The following is a 16,645-nucleotide window of genomic DNA, read 5'->3' on the forward strand; positions in this document are numbered from 1 at the left end:
GCAGGAGACAGATAATGATGATTAAGGATGGTAATATAGGACTGTATGAGGCTATGTGTATTGTCATGATTTCACTGATGGATAAGGTGTTTTATACGAGTACCTCTGTAGTGGTATATAAATTTGGTACGGCTGCATGGTATTCCACGATAATATCCTGTATCGTGAGTATCATGTTTTTTATGATTATATATCTCCTGATGAAGAAATTTCCAGGATACAACATTGCAGAAATATATGAAATAGTAATGGGGAAACTTATTGGAAAGATTCTGGGATTTATGTTTTCTGCATACTTTGTATTTTATACAGGTACCAATTTAAGGGAGTTTGTAGATATGATAAAGAGCTATAATCTCCCGCGAACTCCACCAAGTTTTATAATACTTGTAATTCTGATTTTGACAGCTATTATCGTGTCTCTTGGATTGGAGACTATTGCCAGGGTATGTGCCGTGATTTTTATTCCTGTAGTATTTGGAATTGCAATTATATTTTTGATGGCTTCCCCAAATTATAATCCCGGTGATCTGGCACCTTATTTTGGATATGGAATATGGAGGACAATAAGTGGATCAATAATGAGAAGCTCTGCGTACAGCGAGGTAATAATATTGTTTTTTATTGTAGATTCAATACATGGATTGGGCAATATGAAAAAATCCGGTATTGTGAGCCTGATATTTGCCGGAATAATGTTCAGTTCTACAATTATGTGCTATTTGATGACATTCACCTATGGTGCCGGAAGTGAAAACATATCCGGATTGTTTGAATTGAGCAGGGCAATATATTTCAACAGGTTCATTGAAAGGGTGGAGTCAATATTTCTGATAACATGGATAGTTCCGACCATACTGGATATTGCCATAGGCTTTTACATGTCGGTTAGTATTTACTGTCAGATCTTCAATATTAAAGATCACAGACCTCTTGTGGTATCATTTCTTGTTTTAATTTTTATTGTAACTTTAATACCAGAGAGCTTTCCGGAGCTCCTGGATATAGACCTTCTGTTTATGAGACAATATGGCTTTATACTGAATTATTTAATACCTATATTTGTTTTTATAGTATCCATTGTATTAAAAAAGGGAGGAAAGAAATCCGATGTACAAAAAGATTAGCATTCTCATACTATTCATTTTTATAGCAAGTGCTGTTTTAACCGGGTGCTATGACTCAAGTGAAGTGGATAACCAGATATATCCTATATTGATTGGAGTGGATAAAGGCATAAATAATAAGATATTTCTAACTATACAATACCCTACATACTCAAGCAGTCAGGAAAACAATGGAGGTGTCCAGGCAAGTAAAGGAGGGAATATAAATTCCGTAGAAGCACCTAGTATTATAGAGGCCTGCCAATTGCTCAACATGGAGGTTTCAAGGATAGTGACACTTAAACATGTAAAGGCATTTGTTTTTTCCGAAGAAATCGCTGAACAGGGAATTGGAGAGTATGTGGCTTCAATCCAGAGATACAGGGAGATGAGAAGTACTGTAAACATAATAGTTACAAGGGGAAGGGCCGAAGATTTTATAAAGAGCAATCAACCGGGTATAGGACCTAGTATTTCAAAGATGACAGAACTATTACTGTCTCAATCCAAGCATACGGGCTATTTCCCACAGGGAGCTTTTTTTGAATTTTACAGAAATGTCCTTTCCACTTATGAGCAGCCCATAGCCATATATGCTGCAGTAAATGATTTTCATCAGATTCAGGATAAGGCTTCAGAAAAAGGTGAGTCCCCTCTTATACCGGGTAAAGGATATAAGCCAGGAGAGGTACCGATAAAGAGCAGAAATGGAAGGCAGATTGCAGGTACGGCATTATTTTACGGGGATAAGATGGTGGGATATCTTGATAATTATGAAACCAGATATTATTTAATGGTGACGGGAGATTTTAAATCAGGTATTGTCACAATTGATGATCCGGAAAAAAAAGACAGCCCTATTGTGACATATCTCACGTTGAGAAGGAAACCCATAATAAAATCTGTATTTGAAAATGGGCGGCCGGTGATAAACATAGACATAAAAATTGATGCGGATATTGCATCCATACACAGCCGGATAAATTATGAGAAAATGAACAGGATAGACAGTTTAAACAACTATTTACAGCAATTCATTTTAGATGGCATAGTAAATACCATAAAAAAAACCCAGATTAAATACAATAGTGATGCCTTTGGATTCGGCCATGCAGTTTCAAAAAATTTTAAAACCATACAGGAGTGGGAGGAGTATAATTGGTCCCACCATTATAAGGAAGCCCAAATCAATGTAAACCTGGATCTAAAGATCAGGGGGACGGGTACCAAGATTGGCTCCAAAGAAGTTTGGAAGACGAAGGGCAGGGCTGCAGATTGAGATATATAATTTCATTTTTGATTATAGCTGCAAACTACTATACTTTCAGTTATGGTGTATTTATGTATAAAAATGAAAACAACAGACTTGGGGCTTTTGGTGCATATATAATTTCCATGGGTGTATCTATAATTTCAATTATAATCTTATTTGTGAAATGGTAGAAAATTTATGAGTTGTTATTCTCATGTAATTCTCTATAATGATAATATACGGATGAATTTAATGAAAAAACTTTAGGGAGGAAATTTTATGTCGTCAATGGGGTTAATAAGGGTGTCGGCTGCATGTCCTGTAACTAATGTGGGAGATGTGGATTTTAATCTGAAAAATATAGAGTGTTGTATAGATAAAGCAGTATCTGAAAATGCAAAGCTTGTGGTCTTTCCCGAATTATGTGTAACTTCCTATACCTGTGCAGATCTTTTTCTGCAGAAAATACTTATTGATAAATCCAAAAGTGCCTTAGAGGATATTTGTACTTATTCTGTGAAAAAGGATATATTGATTGTTGTGGGTGCACCTCTTGAGTATAATTACAGCATGTATAATTGTGCTTATGTGATATTCAATGGTGCCATACTTGGAATTGTACCAAAAAGTTATATTCCAAATTATGAAGAATTTTATGAGAGAAGATGGTTCAGCTCAGGAATGGATATAGTGGATGAAAAGGTAAATCTATATTTTCAAGAGGAAATACCTTTTGGGGTGAACATTATTTTTTCCTGCGGGGATTTCAGGTTTGGATTTGAAATCTGTGAGGATCTATGGAGTGTAGTACCTCCAAGCAGTTATCTCTGCCTTAAAGGTGCAAATATAATAGGCAATCTGTCGGCCTCAAATGACATAGTAAGTAAATCCAACTACAGAAAGGAGCTCGTAAAATCACAGAGTGCGAGATGCATGTGTTCATACATATACTCATCTTCGGGGGTATTCGAGTCCTCTACGGATCTTGTATTTGCAGGAGAGATGATTGTAGCTGAAAATGGAAATATGAATAAGTGCAACAACAGATTTCAGCGAGAAAATCAAATTATAACCTCTATTGTGGATGTGGAAAGGCTGAATATGCAGAGATTAAAAAATATAAGCTTTAGGGATGCAGTAAATACGGTATCATGGAAAGCAAGGGATATAAAATTTGAGTTTGAAGATACCTTTTATGGAGAATGTGACAGGATTATTTCCAAATTTCCCTTTGTTCCTTCTGACAGGACACAGATGGAGGACAGATGCAGGGAGATATTCAATATACAGACTTCCGGGCTTGGAAAAAGGGTGGAACATACAGGGCTCAAAAAAGCAGTTATAGGTATTTCCGGAGGACTGGACTCTACACTGGCACTTCTAGTTGTAGTGAAAACCTTTGATATGCTTGGTATATCCAGAAAAAATATAATAACCGTCACTCTCCCCGGATTTGGAACTACTGACAGAACTTACAACAATGCAGTTGAATTATGTAAAAATCTACATACTGATTTTAGAGAGATAAATATAGTTGACGCCTGCCTTCAGCACTTCAAGGATATAGGCCATGATAGTAAAATACATGATGTAACTTATGAAAATGTACAGGCAAGGGAAAGAACGCAGATATTGATGGATATTGCAAACAAGGAAGGCGGACTTGCCATAGGCACCGGAGATCTGTCAGAACTTGCACTTGGATGGTGCACCTATAATGGAGATCATATGTCCATGTATGGTGTGAACTGCTCAGTACCAAAGACACTTGTGAGATATCTTGTAGGGTATGTGGCGCAAAGAGAAGTGTCTGATGAAATATCCCGTATTTTAACAGATATACTTGAGACTCCTGTAAGTCCGGAACTTTTACCAAAGGACAGCAGTGGAAAGATAGCCCAGAAAACTGAGGACATAGTTGGTCCCTATGAGCTTCATGATTTCTTTCTCTATTATTTTGTAAGAAATAATTTTGAGCCGGATAAGATATTCTTTCTTGCAAAGGAAGCTTTTAAAGGATGTTATACCGGGGACACCATAAAGAAGTGGCTCAAGGTATTTATAAAAAGGTTCTTTGCACAGCAGTTCAAGCGATCTGCAATTCCTGACGGTCCCAAGGTTGGTACAGTAAGTCTTTCACCACGTGGTGACTGGAGAATGCCCTCCGATGCCAGTGTTGAATTGTGGCTAAGAGATATAGAGTAAATTATAAAGTCTATCTGAATTAATCTTTCGATAGACTTTTTTGTTCCTAATTCCTGTTGAAAAACTTTTTTACTATATGCTCTTTAACATCATTTATTTCTATATTTTTATCAATTGATACAGATGGCGTCTTGGAATATATAACAAGTTGAGTTGGATAAATACTTTTATGTCCAACTACTATATAGCTTATTCCTATTGCTATGGCTGAATATATTCCAACTTGATTTCCGAAAAGCTCCATGGCAATTATAATGGAGGAAATAGGAATATTGGAGCAGGCAGCTAAAAATGATGTCATGCCCAATGCAGAATAAAAGGCTACATTTGAACCTGTAATCTGTGCCCAGGCATTTCCAAAGGAGGATCCAATAAAAAGCATAGGAGTTAGAATTCCGCCACTTCCGCCGGATCCTAATGTTAAAGCAGTTACCAGTGACTTATTTATAAATAAAGAATTACTGAACTTTTCACCTGAAACAATTCTATTTATAGTTCCATCCCCTATTCCAAGGGACTGAAAGGAATTAAACATATAAATTATTCCTATTATTAAAATACCACCTATAATTCCTTTTAACGGAACATATATTTTGATTTGTTTAAAGAACTTTTCAATATATTTAACTAAATTTATAAAAAGTATGGCTAAAAATCCAATTGCAATACCAAAGACAAATACTTCTAAAAATGCAGTTATCTGATTACTAGGTAGATATTTTATAGTGAAAATCAGAGGCTTGTTTCCCATATATAGTCCAACATAGTAACTTACAAAAGAAGATATAAGAGAAGGAACAAGAGCTATGTAAGAAATTTTCCCTATGTATAAGACTTCGCAGGCAAATATTGCAGCACCTACAGGAGCATTAAATATGGATACAAATCCAGCACTTATTCCGCATACCACAAGGCGACGCTTGTCTATTATATCCATTTTAGTTATCTGACCTATGAAGGATGAAATTGCGCCGCCTATCTGGGTTGCCGGGCCTTCAAGTCCAACAGAGCCTCCGAAAATTATAGTTATGAACGTAGTTAAAAGTTTCACAGGGACTACATTTATATTCATATTTCCATTATTTTTATTTACACTTTCAATAACCTTTTCTGTACCATGACCTTTTGCATCAGGTGCAAGTTTAAGTATTATGAAACTACTTAAAAATAATGCTAATGGAAGAAATAAATAGTAAAATTTAAACCTCGAGGTAAAATCAACACCGATTATTATAATTTTTATAAATAATGTTATAAAGGATCCTACCAATAAACCTATTATTATAGATAAAAAAGTCCATTTTAATATACTTGCAATGAAAATTGATTCATTAATGAAAAGTTTTCTGGAAGATTTCATATAAAGTCACCTCTTAAATTTGTCTTTCGTATTTCATTATACTACCTATATAGCTTTATAATCCTAAATTTAATCCCTATTTTTGTATAACATATTCCAAAAATCTAATTCGTAAATACTAACATTGCGATAGATTCCAAATAGTTTCTTTTTTCGTTGTTCATCTAAATATTTGCAAAGTTTGTTCATATAATCAGAGCAAAGTTTTCCATTTTTCAACGATATTTCACTAACATATTCAGAAATTACTTGTCCATACCTACGGTCTAAACATTTTGAATCTTGTTTTATTAACTGCTGTCCAATGTAATAGTAACTTAACATGCAGGGCAATAAAGAAGCAATGATTTCTGGTAATTCACCATTTAGTACTGTTTTTATTATGTAGTTAGAGTAATCTCTGCTTTCTTTAGACTGCTCCATGTTTTCTAATGTCTGTTTATCAATTCCGGCATTTGATAAGTAGCTATCTCTAAGAGCATATTCGCCTTGTACTATTCCTTCAATGATTGTGCTAAAGAGTGCCATATCACTCATGTTATTTGCCTTAAATATAGCTACAGAACACGCTTTAACATACTCTTTTAGGAATAGACTATCTTCAATAAGATACCATTTCATTTTGTTGTCTGGTAATGTGCCATTAGCCATTTCTAAAACAAAAGGTTGTTCTAAATAAGCATTCCATATATCCATTACTGATTCATTAAGTTCATTTACAAATTCCATAAAGACATCTTTCCTTTACACAAAATATTTGTAGTTGTAATTATATTTTTGAAATGTACATTATCAGGTAGATATAATCTCTTTACGTGCCTGAACTAGCACAAAAATCACAGCTACACTGAGTACAAAACTCGGTAAAACATAAGAAGCATTATAAATTACTGCATAAACCCATATCGCTTGATTTGCTGGTGCTTCAGTGCCGAAATAAATCATAGCAGAGAGTATATGAATAATTAGACGTGCAAAACTTCCGATGAAACACCCTAAAGTTATAAATGAAAGTGTCTTGAATTTTTTATTTTGTTTTGCAAATTTATGAACTGATTTAGAAGTTATCGCTGATAATCCGACTAATGTAAAAGCTATAGGATAATCTAATAAACCTTGAATTGTAGCAAGAGCTGAAGAAAGTGCTACCTCTACAATGAATAAAACCTTACTATTTGAATGCATATTTTTTCCCCCTATAGAAAAATACAACAAAAAACAACGTCCAACAGCTCCATACAATATAGAAATTGCATAGTCGTTGAGCATTGTTCCCTACGCGAGGTTTACCTCACAGGTTCAAAGAGTTTGGAAAATCCATCTCAGCTAGAATAGCACCCCTAAAAGCTTATATTGTTTTTTATATTAGAAAATATTATAGCAAAATATAGGGTTGTTTTCAATAGTGGTAAATTGATTAATTTTATTCTAGATAAAGTGTGATAAGGCCAGTGCTTATACGAATAACTAGATTTTCATTTTCGAACATACTTACATATTTAGTTGAAGTTTAATATATATGTTATAATATTCATAGAATAAAAGTATATTGGAGGTGATTTTGTGATTAACCTTGTAATTTGGATTTTAATAGGAGTTATAGCTTTAGTAGCGGATATGTTGACAAGTGCCTTTTTGTTTGTTTGGTTTACGATAGGTGCAATTTGTGCAATTATAGCCAATGCATTGGGTTACTCTGTGGTAATTCAGTTTATAGTATTTATAGTCATAAGTTTAATATTGGTAGCAGTATGCTATCCTATTATCAGGAAAAATATAAAGAAAAGTGTAAAACCAACACCACTAAGGGAGAAGACTTACAAGGGGAAAAAAATAATTATAGATGATGAAATGGAAAGAAACAATGCGGTAAAATTGGATGGAGTATTGTGGAATATTGAAAATAAGGACATGAAACTGAAAAAAGGTGACATAATAGAGATATTAGGAATGAATGGAACCAGGGTATTGATAAAAAAAGGAGATGATTCCAAATGATTAAAGGTATTATTTTATTGGTGGTGCTTATACTCATATTGATTGCTATTGTATCCTCCGTGAAGGTTGTAAATACCGGATATGTAAGTATAATAGAGAGATTCGGACAATACAGCAGGACACTGCAGCCGGGATGGCATTTCATAATTCCATTTGCAGACTATATGAGAAGAAAGGTATCTACGAAGCAACAGATACTTGATATTGAACCACAGGCTGTCATAACAAAGGACAATGTAAAGATATCTATAGATAATGTAATCTTTTTTAGAATATTGAACCCAAAGGATGCCATATACAATATAGAGGATTACAGGGCAGGTATAATATTTTCTACTATAACCAATATGAGAAATATAGTGGGGGACATGACTCTTGATGAAGTATTGTCAGGAAGAGACAAGATAAATGCGGAGCTTCTCAAAGTGGTGGACGATATAACAGATGCCTATGGGATAAAAATACTTTCCGTGGAGATAAAAAATATAATACCACCGACTGAGATACAGCAGGCTATGGAAAAACAGATGAGGGCAGAAAGAGACAAGAGGGCGGTAATACTTCAGGCGGAAGGGCAGAAACAAAGCCAGATAGCCATGGCAGAAGGTGAAAAAGAGGCGAATATAAGGAGAGCAGAGGGTTTTAGGCAATCTCAGATTCTTGAAGCTGAAGGTAAAGCAAGGGCCATAGAAGAGGTGGCAAAGGCAGATGCAAAGGCTATAAACCTTGTGAACAGGGCAATAATAGATTCGGGTACGGATGAAAAGGTAATAGCATTGAAGCAGATAGAAGCACTTAAAGAAATGGCAAAGAATCCTGCTAACAAGCTTATACTGCCAAATGAATCCATATCATCTCTTGGAAATATGGCTGCAATTGCAGACATACTCCAAAAAGATTCCCCAGGTAAAGTTGTTGAAAAGTAAAAAATAAATATGTAGTTTTCGGTTGAACAAATGATTTTATTTGATTCGAGATTTTGACTTTTAGGGTGGAAAGTCCGACAGGGATTTTCCACCCTTTTTGGTGTTTGTAATTGAGGAGGCTTGGTATGGAAAAAACTTTGTTTGATATAGTGTTGATTCTTGTATTTACAAAAATAGGTGGAATAATCAGCAGAAAGCTGAAGATGCCGGAAGTTTTGGGGGCATTGATAGCTGGTGTGGTACTGGGTCCAATGCTGTTAAATCTTGTCCAGTATGATGATAATATAAAACTGCTTTCAAATCTTGGAGTGATTATGCTAATGTTTCTTGCTGGACTTGAAACAAATGTGGAGGAGCTGAAAAAGGCGGGTCTGTCTTCATTTGCTATTGCAGTGTCAGGCATAATAGTTCCTCTTGTTCTTGGAACGCTAAGTGCATATATGTTTTTCAATAATTTCTGGGAAAACATTTTTGTCGGAGTTATTTTAACTGCTACAAGTGTAAGCATTACAGTGGAGACTCTCAAAGAGCTTGGAAAACTCAATACCAGATCGGGTATAAACATTCTTGGAGCGGCTGTAATAGATGATATTCTGGGGCTTATACTCATATCATTGATTCTTGCAATGGCTCAGACTTCTGGTTCTGAAGCAGGTGATACAGTATCATCTCTTGTATTTATTTTTATAAAGGTGATCTTATTTTGTGTATGCTCCATAATTGGAATAGTATATCTGCCCAAGTATATAAATAAATTTACAAGTCATGTTAAACCAGGCAGGGAACTTCTTGTATTTTCAATTGCATTTGCACTGCTGTTGGCATTCGTCGCTGAGAGCCTGGGGATAGCAGCCATTACCGGTGCATATATAGGCGGACTTATACTTTCATCACTCGCCTACAGGGAGTATCTGGAGAGAAATGTCAAGGCAATTTCTTCTGGATTTTTATCACTTGTATTTTTCGCAAGTGTCGGTATTGAGGCAAATTTGAAGGGATTGAATTTGGAAATGGTACTGATTACCATAGTAATGTTTATTGTTGCACTGGTGGGAAAGGTACTTGGATGTGGAGGTGCTGCAAGACTTCTGAAAATGAGCAGAGGTGAATCTCTTCAAATCGGTACAGGTATGATTTCAAGAGGCGAGGTAGCTATAATTACGGCCAATATAGGACTGCAGAAGGGTATAATATCCGGGGAAATATTTGTTCCCACCCTGATTGTTGTCATACTTACTACAATTATAACGCCTGTACTGCTTAAGATGGCATTTTCACATAAAATATAGATTTTATATAGACAATTTAGGCACTGTATATTTTTGAAAACAAGAATGTACAGTACCTATTTTTTAGATAAATAAATTTACATTTGAATCTTCAGCTTCTCCTAAATAGTAGCCAACACCGCCTATTTTAACACCATCGATAAGTTCTTCTTTTCTGATTCCCATGACATCCATGGACATCTGGCAGGCGACTATCTGTATTCCACTGTCTACAGCTGATTTTATTAGTTCTTCAAGTGAAGTTATATTTTTATTTTTCATGACTTTCCGTATCATTTTGGCACCAACTCCAAGCATGTTCATATTTGAAAGCTTCAATTTTTTACTGCCTCTTGGCATCATGAAGCCGAACATGGAGTCCATGAATCCTTTTTTTACCGGTATCTTTTCAGACTTCCTCAGAATATTCAAACCCCAGAATGTAAAGAACATTGTAACTTTTTTGCCCATTGAGGCAGCTCCATTTGCTATGATGAAAGAAGCTATTGCTTTGTCCAGATCGCCGCTGAACACTACGATGGTTTTATCATCTCTATATGGATTTTTTAATTTATTCACTGAGTTTTTTTTTATGAGTGCCGATATAGTTGTACCATTTTTGCTTAAATCAACAAGTCCATTGTTTGTTTTATTGCACCATGATTTTATGTCTTCGTAAAAACCTGGATCTGAGGCTGTTACTTTAAGAATCTGACCATCATCTAATTCATCAATGGATTTTTTAACCTGCATAAGTGGTCCTGGACAGCAAAGTCCGCATGCATCCAGAGCCTTATCGTAAGTTTTATCGCAGGAAGTTGAACCAAGGGCCACTTCGGACTTAATATTTTTACTGTCTGTATAAAATTTATCAGGTTTAAAATTTAAATTCAATATACTTTTGTATCCACCAGTTATATTCTTTACTTTATATCCATATTGTGAAAGTATTCTGGAAGCAATATATCCTCTTAGACCTACCTGACAGTATGCAATTATTTCTCTGTCCTTATCAAGTTCATTCAACTTTTTTCGCAGATCATCTACAGGAATATTTATGGCGCCTTCAATGTGACCATTGTTATATTCCATATCTGAACGGACATCAAGGATTATGGAATCCTTTTTATCATAGTTTACAAATTCTTCAGGGGTAATGATGTCCATTTTACCGGAAATAACATTTTCAGCAACAAAACCTGCCATATTTACAGGATCTTTTGCTGATGAAAACGGTGGTGCATAGGAAAGTTCAAGTTCTGTTAGATCTGATACTGTACCTCCAAGTCTCATAGTTGAAGCTATGACATCAATTCTTTTATCAACACCATTGTAACCTGTAGCCTGAGCACCTAAAATTTTGCCGTTATTGTTAAATATTAATTTTAAAGACAATGGTGAGGATTCCGGGTAATAAGATGCATGGGAAGCAGGATGAATGTAGATAACTTTATATGGTGTATTATATTTTTTTAGAGTCCTCTCATTATTTCCAGTGCTTGCGGCAGTTAGATCAAATACTTTGATTATTGCAGTACCCTGTGTACCTTTATATTCTGAATCAAGTCCTGCTACGTTGTCGGCAGCTATTCTTCCCTGCTTGTTTGCAGGACCGGCAAGGGCAATTGCAGTATTTCTCTTGTTCACAAAATCTGTTACTTCGATGGCATCCCCTACAGCATATATGTTTGGTATATTTGTTTGTAATTTATTATTTACCAATATATGGCCCTTGGCTCCGAGCTTTATTCCACTGTCCTTTATAAAATTGGTGTTAGGTGTCACACCTATTGATAATACAACTAAATCCGCGATAATTTTTGTGTCGCTGTTTAGAGTGATTTCAACGGCATTATCAGTATCTCTAAAAGATTTTACACCATCACCTAGAATCAAGCCAACACCATTTTGTTCCAGCTCTTTTTCTACTGCAGTTACCATACCGGAGTCGAAGGGAGCAAGGATATGAGGGGCAGCCTCCACTAAAGTAACTTTGAGGCCTCTTTGTTTTAAATTCTCTGCCATTTCAACGCCTACGTAGCCGCCTCCAATAATTACAGCACTGTTTATATCTTTTCTATCAACTAATGATTTTATATTGTCTGTATCTGGAATATTCCTTAAAGTCAAGATTCTATTACTGTCTATACCTTCGATTTTTGGTTTGACAGCTTTTGCACCAGGGGACAATATTAAGTAGTTATAGCTTTCTTCATAGGTTACATTATTTTTAGTTTTTACCTTGACTGTTTTTTTATTAGTGTCTATACCTATAACTTCGCTGTTAATTCTTACATCTATGTTAAATCTACTATGCATGCTTTCAGGTGTTTGTACAAGCAGACGCTGTCTATCTTTGATTGTTTCACCTATATAATAAGGTAAGCCGCAATTTGCAAAAGATATATATTCATCCTTTTCAAATAGAACTATTTCCGAATTTTCATCCAATCTTCTGAGCCTTGCTGCTGCAGATGCTCCTCCTGCGACTCCACCGACAACCAATATTTTTTTACTCATAAAAAATCCTCCTTTAAAATAAAACTTCAAGTAGTTTTATAACTACTGGATTGCAAATTTTATAGTTGATTTCAAGGCCATTTCTTGTACCTTCTATAATTCCTGCAGTTCTCAATTTTTGTATATGCTGGGACAATGTAGACTGGGGTATTTCAAGACAATGCTGCATATTGCTTACATTGCAGGTCCCTTTTTCTAACAACCCTTTGACAATACAGAGCCTAACTGGATGTGCCAGTACCTTAAGAATTTCAGCTTTTTCATTATATTTCATAAAATCTTCATTCATAATTTCTACCTCTTTCATAGTACAAGTATATCGCTATATTTATATATTACGATATAACGATAAAATAGTCAATAGTAAATCAGAACAAGATAATTTTTATCAACTTATTGCCAAAATAAATAAAAGAGTTTATTATATAGATAAATGATAATAGGAGATAAGATAATGCCAAATACTATAGATAAAATAAGTACACTTAGCAATAGAGATAAGCACCTAGTTGATATTATACAAAAAAATGGTCCCGTTACTAGAAATAAATTATTAGATATGACCAAAATGAAATCAAGTACATTAAATCGTAGCATTAAATTTTTACTTAATGAAAAAATTATTGTTGAAACTGCAATTGGTGAATCTACTGGAGGAAGAAGGCCGATTTTATATGACATAAATCCAGGCAATTTTTATGTTATAGGTTTAGATATATCAAGGACATATATCCAGGTTGTTATAACGAACTTAAAAATTCGAGTGGTGAGCGAAAGAACCTTTAAGGGTTCTTACAATTTAAGTGATTTAATTGAAATTAGTTCTAATTGTATAGAAAATCTGATGTTGAAATTAAAAATTGATAAATCTATGATTTTGGGAATTGGAATTGGTGTAGTTGAAAATAAAGAGATTTATAAAAGTATGCTGAAAAAAGAAATTGATGTCCCTGTATTTGTTGATAATGGTGCTAATACAGCTGTAATTGGTGAATATTATTTTGGGTTGGGAAGGTATAAAAGTAATATTTCGTATGTGAACTGTGGTGTAGGAATAAGAACAGGAGTGATATCCTCTGGAGTACTTATACGTAAAATAAATAATTCAGAAGATGCTTTAGGTCATATGATTGTAGACATAGATGGAGAACGATGTTGGTGTGGTAACTATGGTTGTGTGGAGAGTTATGCATCGATAAAAAGAATAACACAAAAATTTATATCTGAAATAAAGAAGGGAAGAGGAATAGATATAAAAAAGGATTTGGAGGATATAAATTATATTGATGTATGCAATTTGGCAGAAAATAAAAATGAAATTGCAATGAATGTAATAGTAAACTCTGCAATTCATTTTGGAACTGGTCTAGCTAACTATATAAAATTATTTAATCCTCAATTGATAATTTTAAGTGGTCCGCTTATTAAACATTCACCTTTATTTTATAAGATTTGTACAGGGATAGCATTAAAAAAGTGCCATATTGACAAGAATACAAAAATTGAATTTAAACGTGGGGGCTATTTTGGAGATAATTCTATGGCTGTAGGAGCGGCAGTAATGGTTATACAAGAAATGATAAAATTATAGGCTCATTGGTGTTGGAAAATATAATTTTTAATGTAAAAATGGGAGGATATAAATGGTAAATGTAGTACTATTCATTGTAATTGGAAGTATTGCTGGAATATTAAGTGGAATGTTTGGAATTGGAGGTGGAGTTATAATTGTGCCAGCACTGATATACTTGTGTGGATTCGGTCAGTTAAAAGCACAGGGAACGTCATTGGCTATTTTACTTCCACCAGTGGGTATTTTGGCCTTTATGGATTATTATAAAAAAGGACATGTTAATTTACAAGCAGGAATATTGATGTGTATATTTTTAATTATTGGTTCAATTTTTGGTGCAAAAATAGCTCATATTATACCACTAGCAATTTTAAAGAAAAGTTTTGGACTACTTATGATTTTGATATCATTAAAAATGATATTTTCAAAATAAGTAGTCCTTTTTTATTTCTAATTTTTATAAATTGGGGGCAGACTATTTAATTATAATTGGCATTTGACAATAACTATAAATAGGAGTAGTATGAAAAAAAGTAAATGTCAATTTAAAAATAGGAATAATTTTATGCCAAGCTGTGTTTTGCCGTCTCGATGTATACGTTATCAATAAATTTAAAATTGAGATTGTTGAGGAGGGAAGTATTAAGATGAGAAAAGAAATATACAAAATAAAGATTAAAACAGTTTGGGCTATCTATTTCAGCGGTACTGGTACCACTGAAAAGGTGGTTACCTGTGTGGCCAAGACTGCAGCTCAGGTTCTAGGTGTGGAGTATAAGCAGTTCTGCTTTAATCTACCTAAGGATCGCAAGGATGTACAGTCTTTTGGCCCTTACGATCTGGTAGTGCTGGGTACTCCAGTATACGCCGGTCGGGTGCCAAATTTGCTGCTGCCATATCTCAAAGAGAAGATAAATGGTAATAAGACCCTTGGGGTATCTGTGTGCCTGTTCGGTAATCGAAACTTTGACGACGGGCTGATAGAGCTGCGCAACGTAATGTGGGACCATGGATTCTATCCCGTGGCTGGAGGTGCATTCGTAGGTGAGCACTCATTTTCACGAATTCTGGGTGCAGGCCGTCCTGATGAAAAGGATATGGCCCTAGCTGTGCAGTTGGGGGAAAAAACTGCCGAGAAGGTGAAAAACCTACAACACTTGCCCGCCGAGCCGGTGGCCGTAGTTGGCTGTGATCCAATAAGGCCATACTACACCCCTCGAGACCGCTACGGTAACTCTATCAACATATTGAAGGTGAAACCTAAGACTGATCCGAATAAGTGCGTAAAGTGCGGCTTATGTGCCCGTATCTGTCCAATGGGTGCCATTGATGCCACCAATGTGTTTTCTGTACCCGGCAAGTGTATCAAATGCTGTGCCTGTGTGAAAAAGTGTCCAGTAGGTGCCAAATATTACGACGATGAGGGTTACCTCTACCATCAGCATGAGCTGGAAGAGGTCTATGCCCGCCGGGCAAATAGCGAGATTTTTGTCTGAAATCTACAGGTATAGATTTCAAATTATAATTGGCATTTGACAATAACTATAAACAGGAGTAATATAAAAATGGCAAATGCCAATTATAAAAATGGAGATGATTGTATGCCAGATTGTAATTCATGTCCATCAAACGACGGATGTGAAAAGGATAAAGAAAGCTGTATGATTAAAAACAATCCTATGAATAATGTGAAAAAAGTAATAGGTGTAATGAGTGGAAAGGGAGGGGTGGGTAAATCTACAAATTCGGTATTATTGGCAAAAGAACTTAATAAAAAAGGGTTTAAAGTAGGTATACTTGATGCTGATATTACAGGACCAAGTATTCCAAGATTGCTGAATTTGAAAAATAGAAGAGCAGAATCCATAAAAGGGAATATTGCGCCTGTAATTACTAAAGAAGGTATAAAAGTTATATCGCTTAACTTATTGATAGAAAATGAGGAAGAACCTGTAATTTGGAGAGGCCCTATAATAGGCAGCGTTGTTGAACAGTTTTGGACAGATGTGTTGTGGGGAGAACTTGATTATTTGGTAATTGACATGCCTCCCGGAACGGGAGATGTAGCTATTACTGTAATGCAGTCAATACCTATTGATGGAATAATAATGGTATCAGTATCTCAAGATTTAGTATCCATGATAGTTTCAAAAGCTGTAAATATGGTAAAGAAAATGGATATTAACATTTTAGGTATTATTGAAAATATGAGCTATGTAAAATGTCCAAATTGTGATAAAAAGATCAAGATTTTCAATGGAGAAAATACTTATGAATTTTTAGATAAAATGAATTTAAAACTTCTCGGTGAATTGCCTGTTGTAGACGGTATATGTAACTCATTGCCTTCCAAGAATAAAAATACAGATAATAGTATAGATTCAATATTCAGTCCAATAGTTGAAAATATAATTAAAAGCTTACAGGAGGTATAATT

Annotated in this window: 16 protein-coding genes and 1 other annotated feature; of the genes, 11 read left to right on the forward strand and 5 right to left on the reverse strand. The window is 34.8% G+C overall.

Annotation, left to right across the window (positions count from 1 at the left end):
- The first annotated feature begins 14 nt into the window (after positions 1 to 14).
- The 4 genes from ACSVC9_RS01215 (at position 15) to ACSVC9_RS01230 (ending at position 4,563) form a co-directional block, all read left to right on the forward strand.
- Complete coding sequence (locus ACSVC9_RS01215; RefSeq protein WP_446898572.1) at positions 15 to 1,127, forward strand: GerAB/ArcD/ProY family transporter; 1,113 nt, start codon at positions 15 to 17, stop codon at positions 1,125 to 1,127.
- Positions 1,111 to 2,385, forward strand: a complete 1,275-nt coding sequence (locus ACSVC9_RS01220; protein WP_446898573.1) for a Ger(x)C family spore germination protein — start codon at positions 1,111 to 1,113, stop codon at positions 2,383 to 2,385. The genes ACSVC9_RS01215 and ACSVC9_RS01220 overlap by 17 nt, the downstream gene beginning before the upstream one ends.
- On the forward strand, positions 2,382 to 2,549 hold the full coding sequence (locus ACSVC9_RS01225; RefSeq protein WP_446898574.1) for a hypothetical protein: 168 nt from the start codon (positions 2,382 to 2,384) through the stop codon (positions 2,547 to 2,549). Before ACSVC9_RS01220 ends, ACSVC9_RS01225 begins: the two co-directional genes overlap by 4 nt.
- Before the next feature lie 88 nt (positions 2,550 to 2,637).
- Positions 2,638 to 4,563, forward strand: coding sequence for an NAD(+) synthase (locus tag ACSVC9_RS01230; protein ID WP_446898575.1), 1,926 nt, complete (start codon positions 2,638 to 2,640; stop codon positions 4,561 to 4,563).
- Positions 4,564 to 4,609: 46 nt separating this feature from the next.
- Here the strand turns inward: ACSVC9_RS01230 and ACSVC9_RS01235 are convergent, their stop codons facing one another.
- The 3 genes from ACSVC9_RS01235 to ACSVC9_RS01245 form a co-directional block, all read right to left on the reverse strand.
- Positions 4,610 to 5,923 carry a chloride channel protein gene (locus ACSVC9_RS01235; protein WP_446898576.1) on the reverse strand — a complete coding sequence of 438 codons (1,314 nt, stop codon included), beginning with the start codon at positions 5,921 to 5,923 and terminating at the stop codon, positions 4,610 to 4,612.
- Positions 5,924 to 5,992: 69 nt separating this feature from the next.
- Positions 5,993 to 6,652 carry a thiaminase II gene (gene tenA, locus ACSVC9_RS01240; RefSeq protein ID WP_446898577.1) on the reverse strand — a complete coding sequence of 220 codons (660 nt, stop codon included), beginning with the start codon at positions 6,650 to 6,652 and terminating at the stop codon, positions 5,993 to 5,995.
- Between the two features lie 63 nt (positions 6,653 to 6,715).
- The gene (locus ACSVC9_RS01245; RefSeq protein WP_446898578.1) at positions 6,716 to 7,108 is read right to left on the reverse strand and encodes an energy-coupled thiamine transporter ThiT; all 393 of its coding nucleotides are present in this window, start codon (positions 7,106 to 7,108) and stop codon (positions 6,716 to 6,718) included.
- Between the two features lie 378 nt (positions 7,109 to 7,486).
- On the opposite strand from ACSVC9_RS01245, the gene ACSVC9_RS01250 reads away from it, so the two are divergent.
- From ACSVC9_RS01250 to ACSVC9_RS01260, 3 genes are all read left to right on the forward strand, one after another.
- Positions 7,487 to 7,921 carry an NfeD family protein gene (locus ACSVC9_RS01250; RefSeq protein ID WP_446898579.1) on the forward strand — a complete coding sequence of 145 codons (435 nt, stop codon included), beginning with the start codon at positions 7,487 to 7,489 and terminating at the stop codon, positions 7,919 to 7,921.
- Positions 7,918 to 8,847: an SPFH domain-containing protein gene (locus ACSVC9_RS01255; RefSeq protein WP_446898580.1), complete on the forward strand. Its 930-nt coding sequence runs from the start codon at positions 7,918 to 7,920 to the stop codon at positions 8,845 to 8,847. Before ACSVC9_RS01250 ends, ACSVC9_RS01255 begins: the two co-directional genes overlap by 4 nt.
- Positions 8,848 to 8,867: 20 nt before the next feature.
- Positions 8,868 to 8,922: a sequence feature (sodium ion sensor (DUF1646 type); this cis-regulatory element may regulate processes involved in with the transportation of sodium ions), on the forward strand.
- Positions 8,923 to 8,972: 50 nt separating this feature from the next.
- Positions 8,973 to 10,136: a cation:proton antiporter gene (locus tag ACSVC9_RS01260; RefSeq protein WP_446898581.1), complete on the forward strand. Its 1,164-nt coding sequence runs from the start codon at positions 8,973 to 8,975 to the stop codon at positions 10,134 to 10,136.
- Between the two features lie 63 nt (positions 10,137 to 10,199).
- Here ACSVC9_RS01260 and ACSVC9_RS01265 read toward each other — a convergent pair whose 3' ends face one another.
- Entirely contained in the window at positions 10,200 to 12,635 is a 2,436-nt protein-coding gene (locus ACSVC9_RS01265; RefSeq protein ID WP_446898582.1) for a CoA-disulfide reductase, read from the reverse strand.
- Between the two features lie 13 nt (positions 12,636 to 12,648).
- Positions 12,649 to 12,924, reverse strand: coding sequence for an ArsR/SmtB family transcription factor (locus ACSVC9_RS01270; RefSeq protein WP_446898583.1), 276 nt, complete (start codon positions 12,922 to 12,924; stop codon positions 12,649 to 12,651).
- Positions 12,925 to 13,089: 165 nt separating this feature from the next.
- Here ACSVC9_RS01270 and ACSVC9_RS01275 point away from each other — a divergent pair, with 165 nt between their 5' ends.
- The 4 genes from ACSVC9_RS01275 to ACSVC9_RS01290 all read left to right on the forward strand — a co-directional run bounded on the left by ACSVC9_RS01275 (position 13,090) and on the right by ACSVC9_RS01290 (position 16,643).
- Positions 13,090 to 14,226 carry an ROK family protein gene (locus ACSVC9_RS01275; RefSeq protein ID WP_446898584.1) on the forward strand — a complete coding sequence of 379 codons (1,137 nt, stop codon included), beginning with the start codon at positions 13,090 to 13,092 and terminating at the stop codon, positions 14,224 to 14,226.
- A gap of 52 nt (positions 14,227 to 14,278) precedes the next feature.
- Entirely contained in the window at positions 14,279 to 14,641 is a 363-nt protein-coding gene (locus ACSVC9_RS01280; protein ID WP_446898585.1) for a sulfite exporter TauE/SafE family protein, read from the forward strand.
- 214 nt (positions 14,642 to 14,855) lie between these two features.
- Positions 14,856 to 15,704, forward strand: coding sequence for a 4Fe-4S binding protein (locus ACSVC9_RS01285; protein WP_446898586.1), 849 nt, complete (start codon positions 14,856 to 14,858; stop codon positions 15,702 to 15,704).
- Positions 15,705 to 15,809: 105 nt separating this feature from the next.
- Positions 15,810 to 16,643 carry an Mrp/NBP35 family ATP-binding protein gene (locus ACSVC9_RS01290; RefSeq protein WP_446899780.1) on the forward strand — a complete coding sequence of 278 codons (834 nt, stop codon included), beginning with the start codon at positions 15,810 to 15,812 and terminating at the stop codon, positions 16,641 to 16,643.
- Positions 16,644 to 16,645: the final 2 nt, after the last annotated feature.

This window comes from Clostridium sp. LBM24168, assembly GCF_052953915.1.

What these genes read in the sequence shown, in the direction of transcription:
- ACSVC9_RS01270 (WP_446898583.1), bottom strand. Translation starts at nt 12,924, where the DNA reads ATGAATGAAGATTTTATGAAATATAATGAAAAAGCTGAAATTCTTAAG.
- ACSVC9_RS01265 (WP_446898582.1), bottom strand. Translation starts at nt 12,635, where the DNA reads ATGAGTAAAAAAATATTGGTTGTCGGTGGAGTCGCAGGAGGAGCATCT.
- ACSVC9_RS01215 (WP_446898572.1), top strand. Translation starts at nt 15, where the DNA reads ATGATGATTAAGGATGGTAATATAGGACTGTATGAGGCTATGTGTATT.
- ACSVC9_RS01220 (WP_446898573.1), top strand. Translation starts at nt 1,111, where the DNA reads ATGTACAAAAAGATTAGCATTCTCATACTATTCATTTTTATAGCAAGT.
- ACSVC9_RS01285 (WP_446898586.1), top strand. Translation starts at nt 14,856, where the DNA reads ATGAGAAAAGAAATATACAAAATAAAGATTAAAACAGTTTGGGCTATC.
- ACSVC9_RS01280 (WP_446898585.1), top strand. Translation starts at nt 14,279, where the DNA reads ATGGTAAATGTAGTACTATTCATTGTAATTGGAAGTATTGCTGGAATA.
- ACSVC9_RS01260 (WP_446898581.1), top strand. Translation starts at nt 8,973, where the DNA reads ATGGAAAAAACTTTGTTTGATATAGTGTTGATTCTTGTATTTACAAAA.
- ACSVC9_RS01275 (WP_446898584.1), top strand. Translation starts at nt 13,090, where the DNA reads ATGCCAAATACTATAGATAAAATAAGTACACTTAGCAATAGAGATAAG.
- ACSVC9_RS01290 (WP_446899780.1), top strand. Translation starts at nt 15,810, where the DNA reads ATGCCAGATTGTAATTCATGTCCATCAAACGACGGATGTGAAAAGGAT.
- ACSVC9_RS01230 (WP_446898575.1), top strand. Translation starts at nt 2,638, where the DNA reads ATGTCGTCAATGGGGTTAATAAGGGTGTCGGCTGCATGTCCTGTAACT.
- ACSVC9_RS01235 (WP_446898576.1), bottom strand. Translation starts at nt 5,923, where the DNA reads ATGAAATCTTCCAGAAAACTTTTCATTAATGAATCAATTTTCATTGCA.
- ACSVC9_RS01255 (WP_446898580.1), top strand. Translation starts at nt 7,918, where the DNA reads ATGATTAAAGGTATTATTTTATTGGTGGTGCTTATACTCATATTGATT.
- tenA (WP_446898577.1), bottom strand. Translation starts at nt 6,652, where the DNA reads ATGGAATTTGTAAATGAACTTAATGAATCAGTAATGGATATATGGAAT.
- ACSVC9_RS01245 (WP_446898578.1), bottom strand. Translation starts at nt 7,108, where the DNA reads ATGCATTCAAATAGTAAGGTTTTATTCATTGTAGAGGTAGCACTTTCT.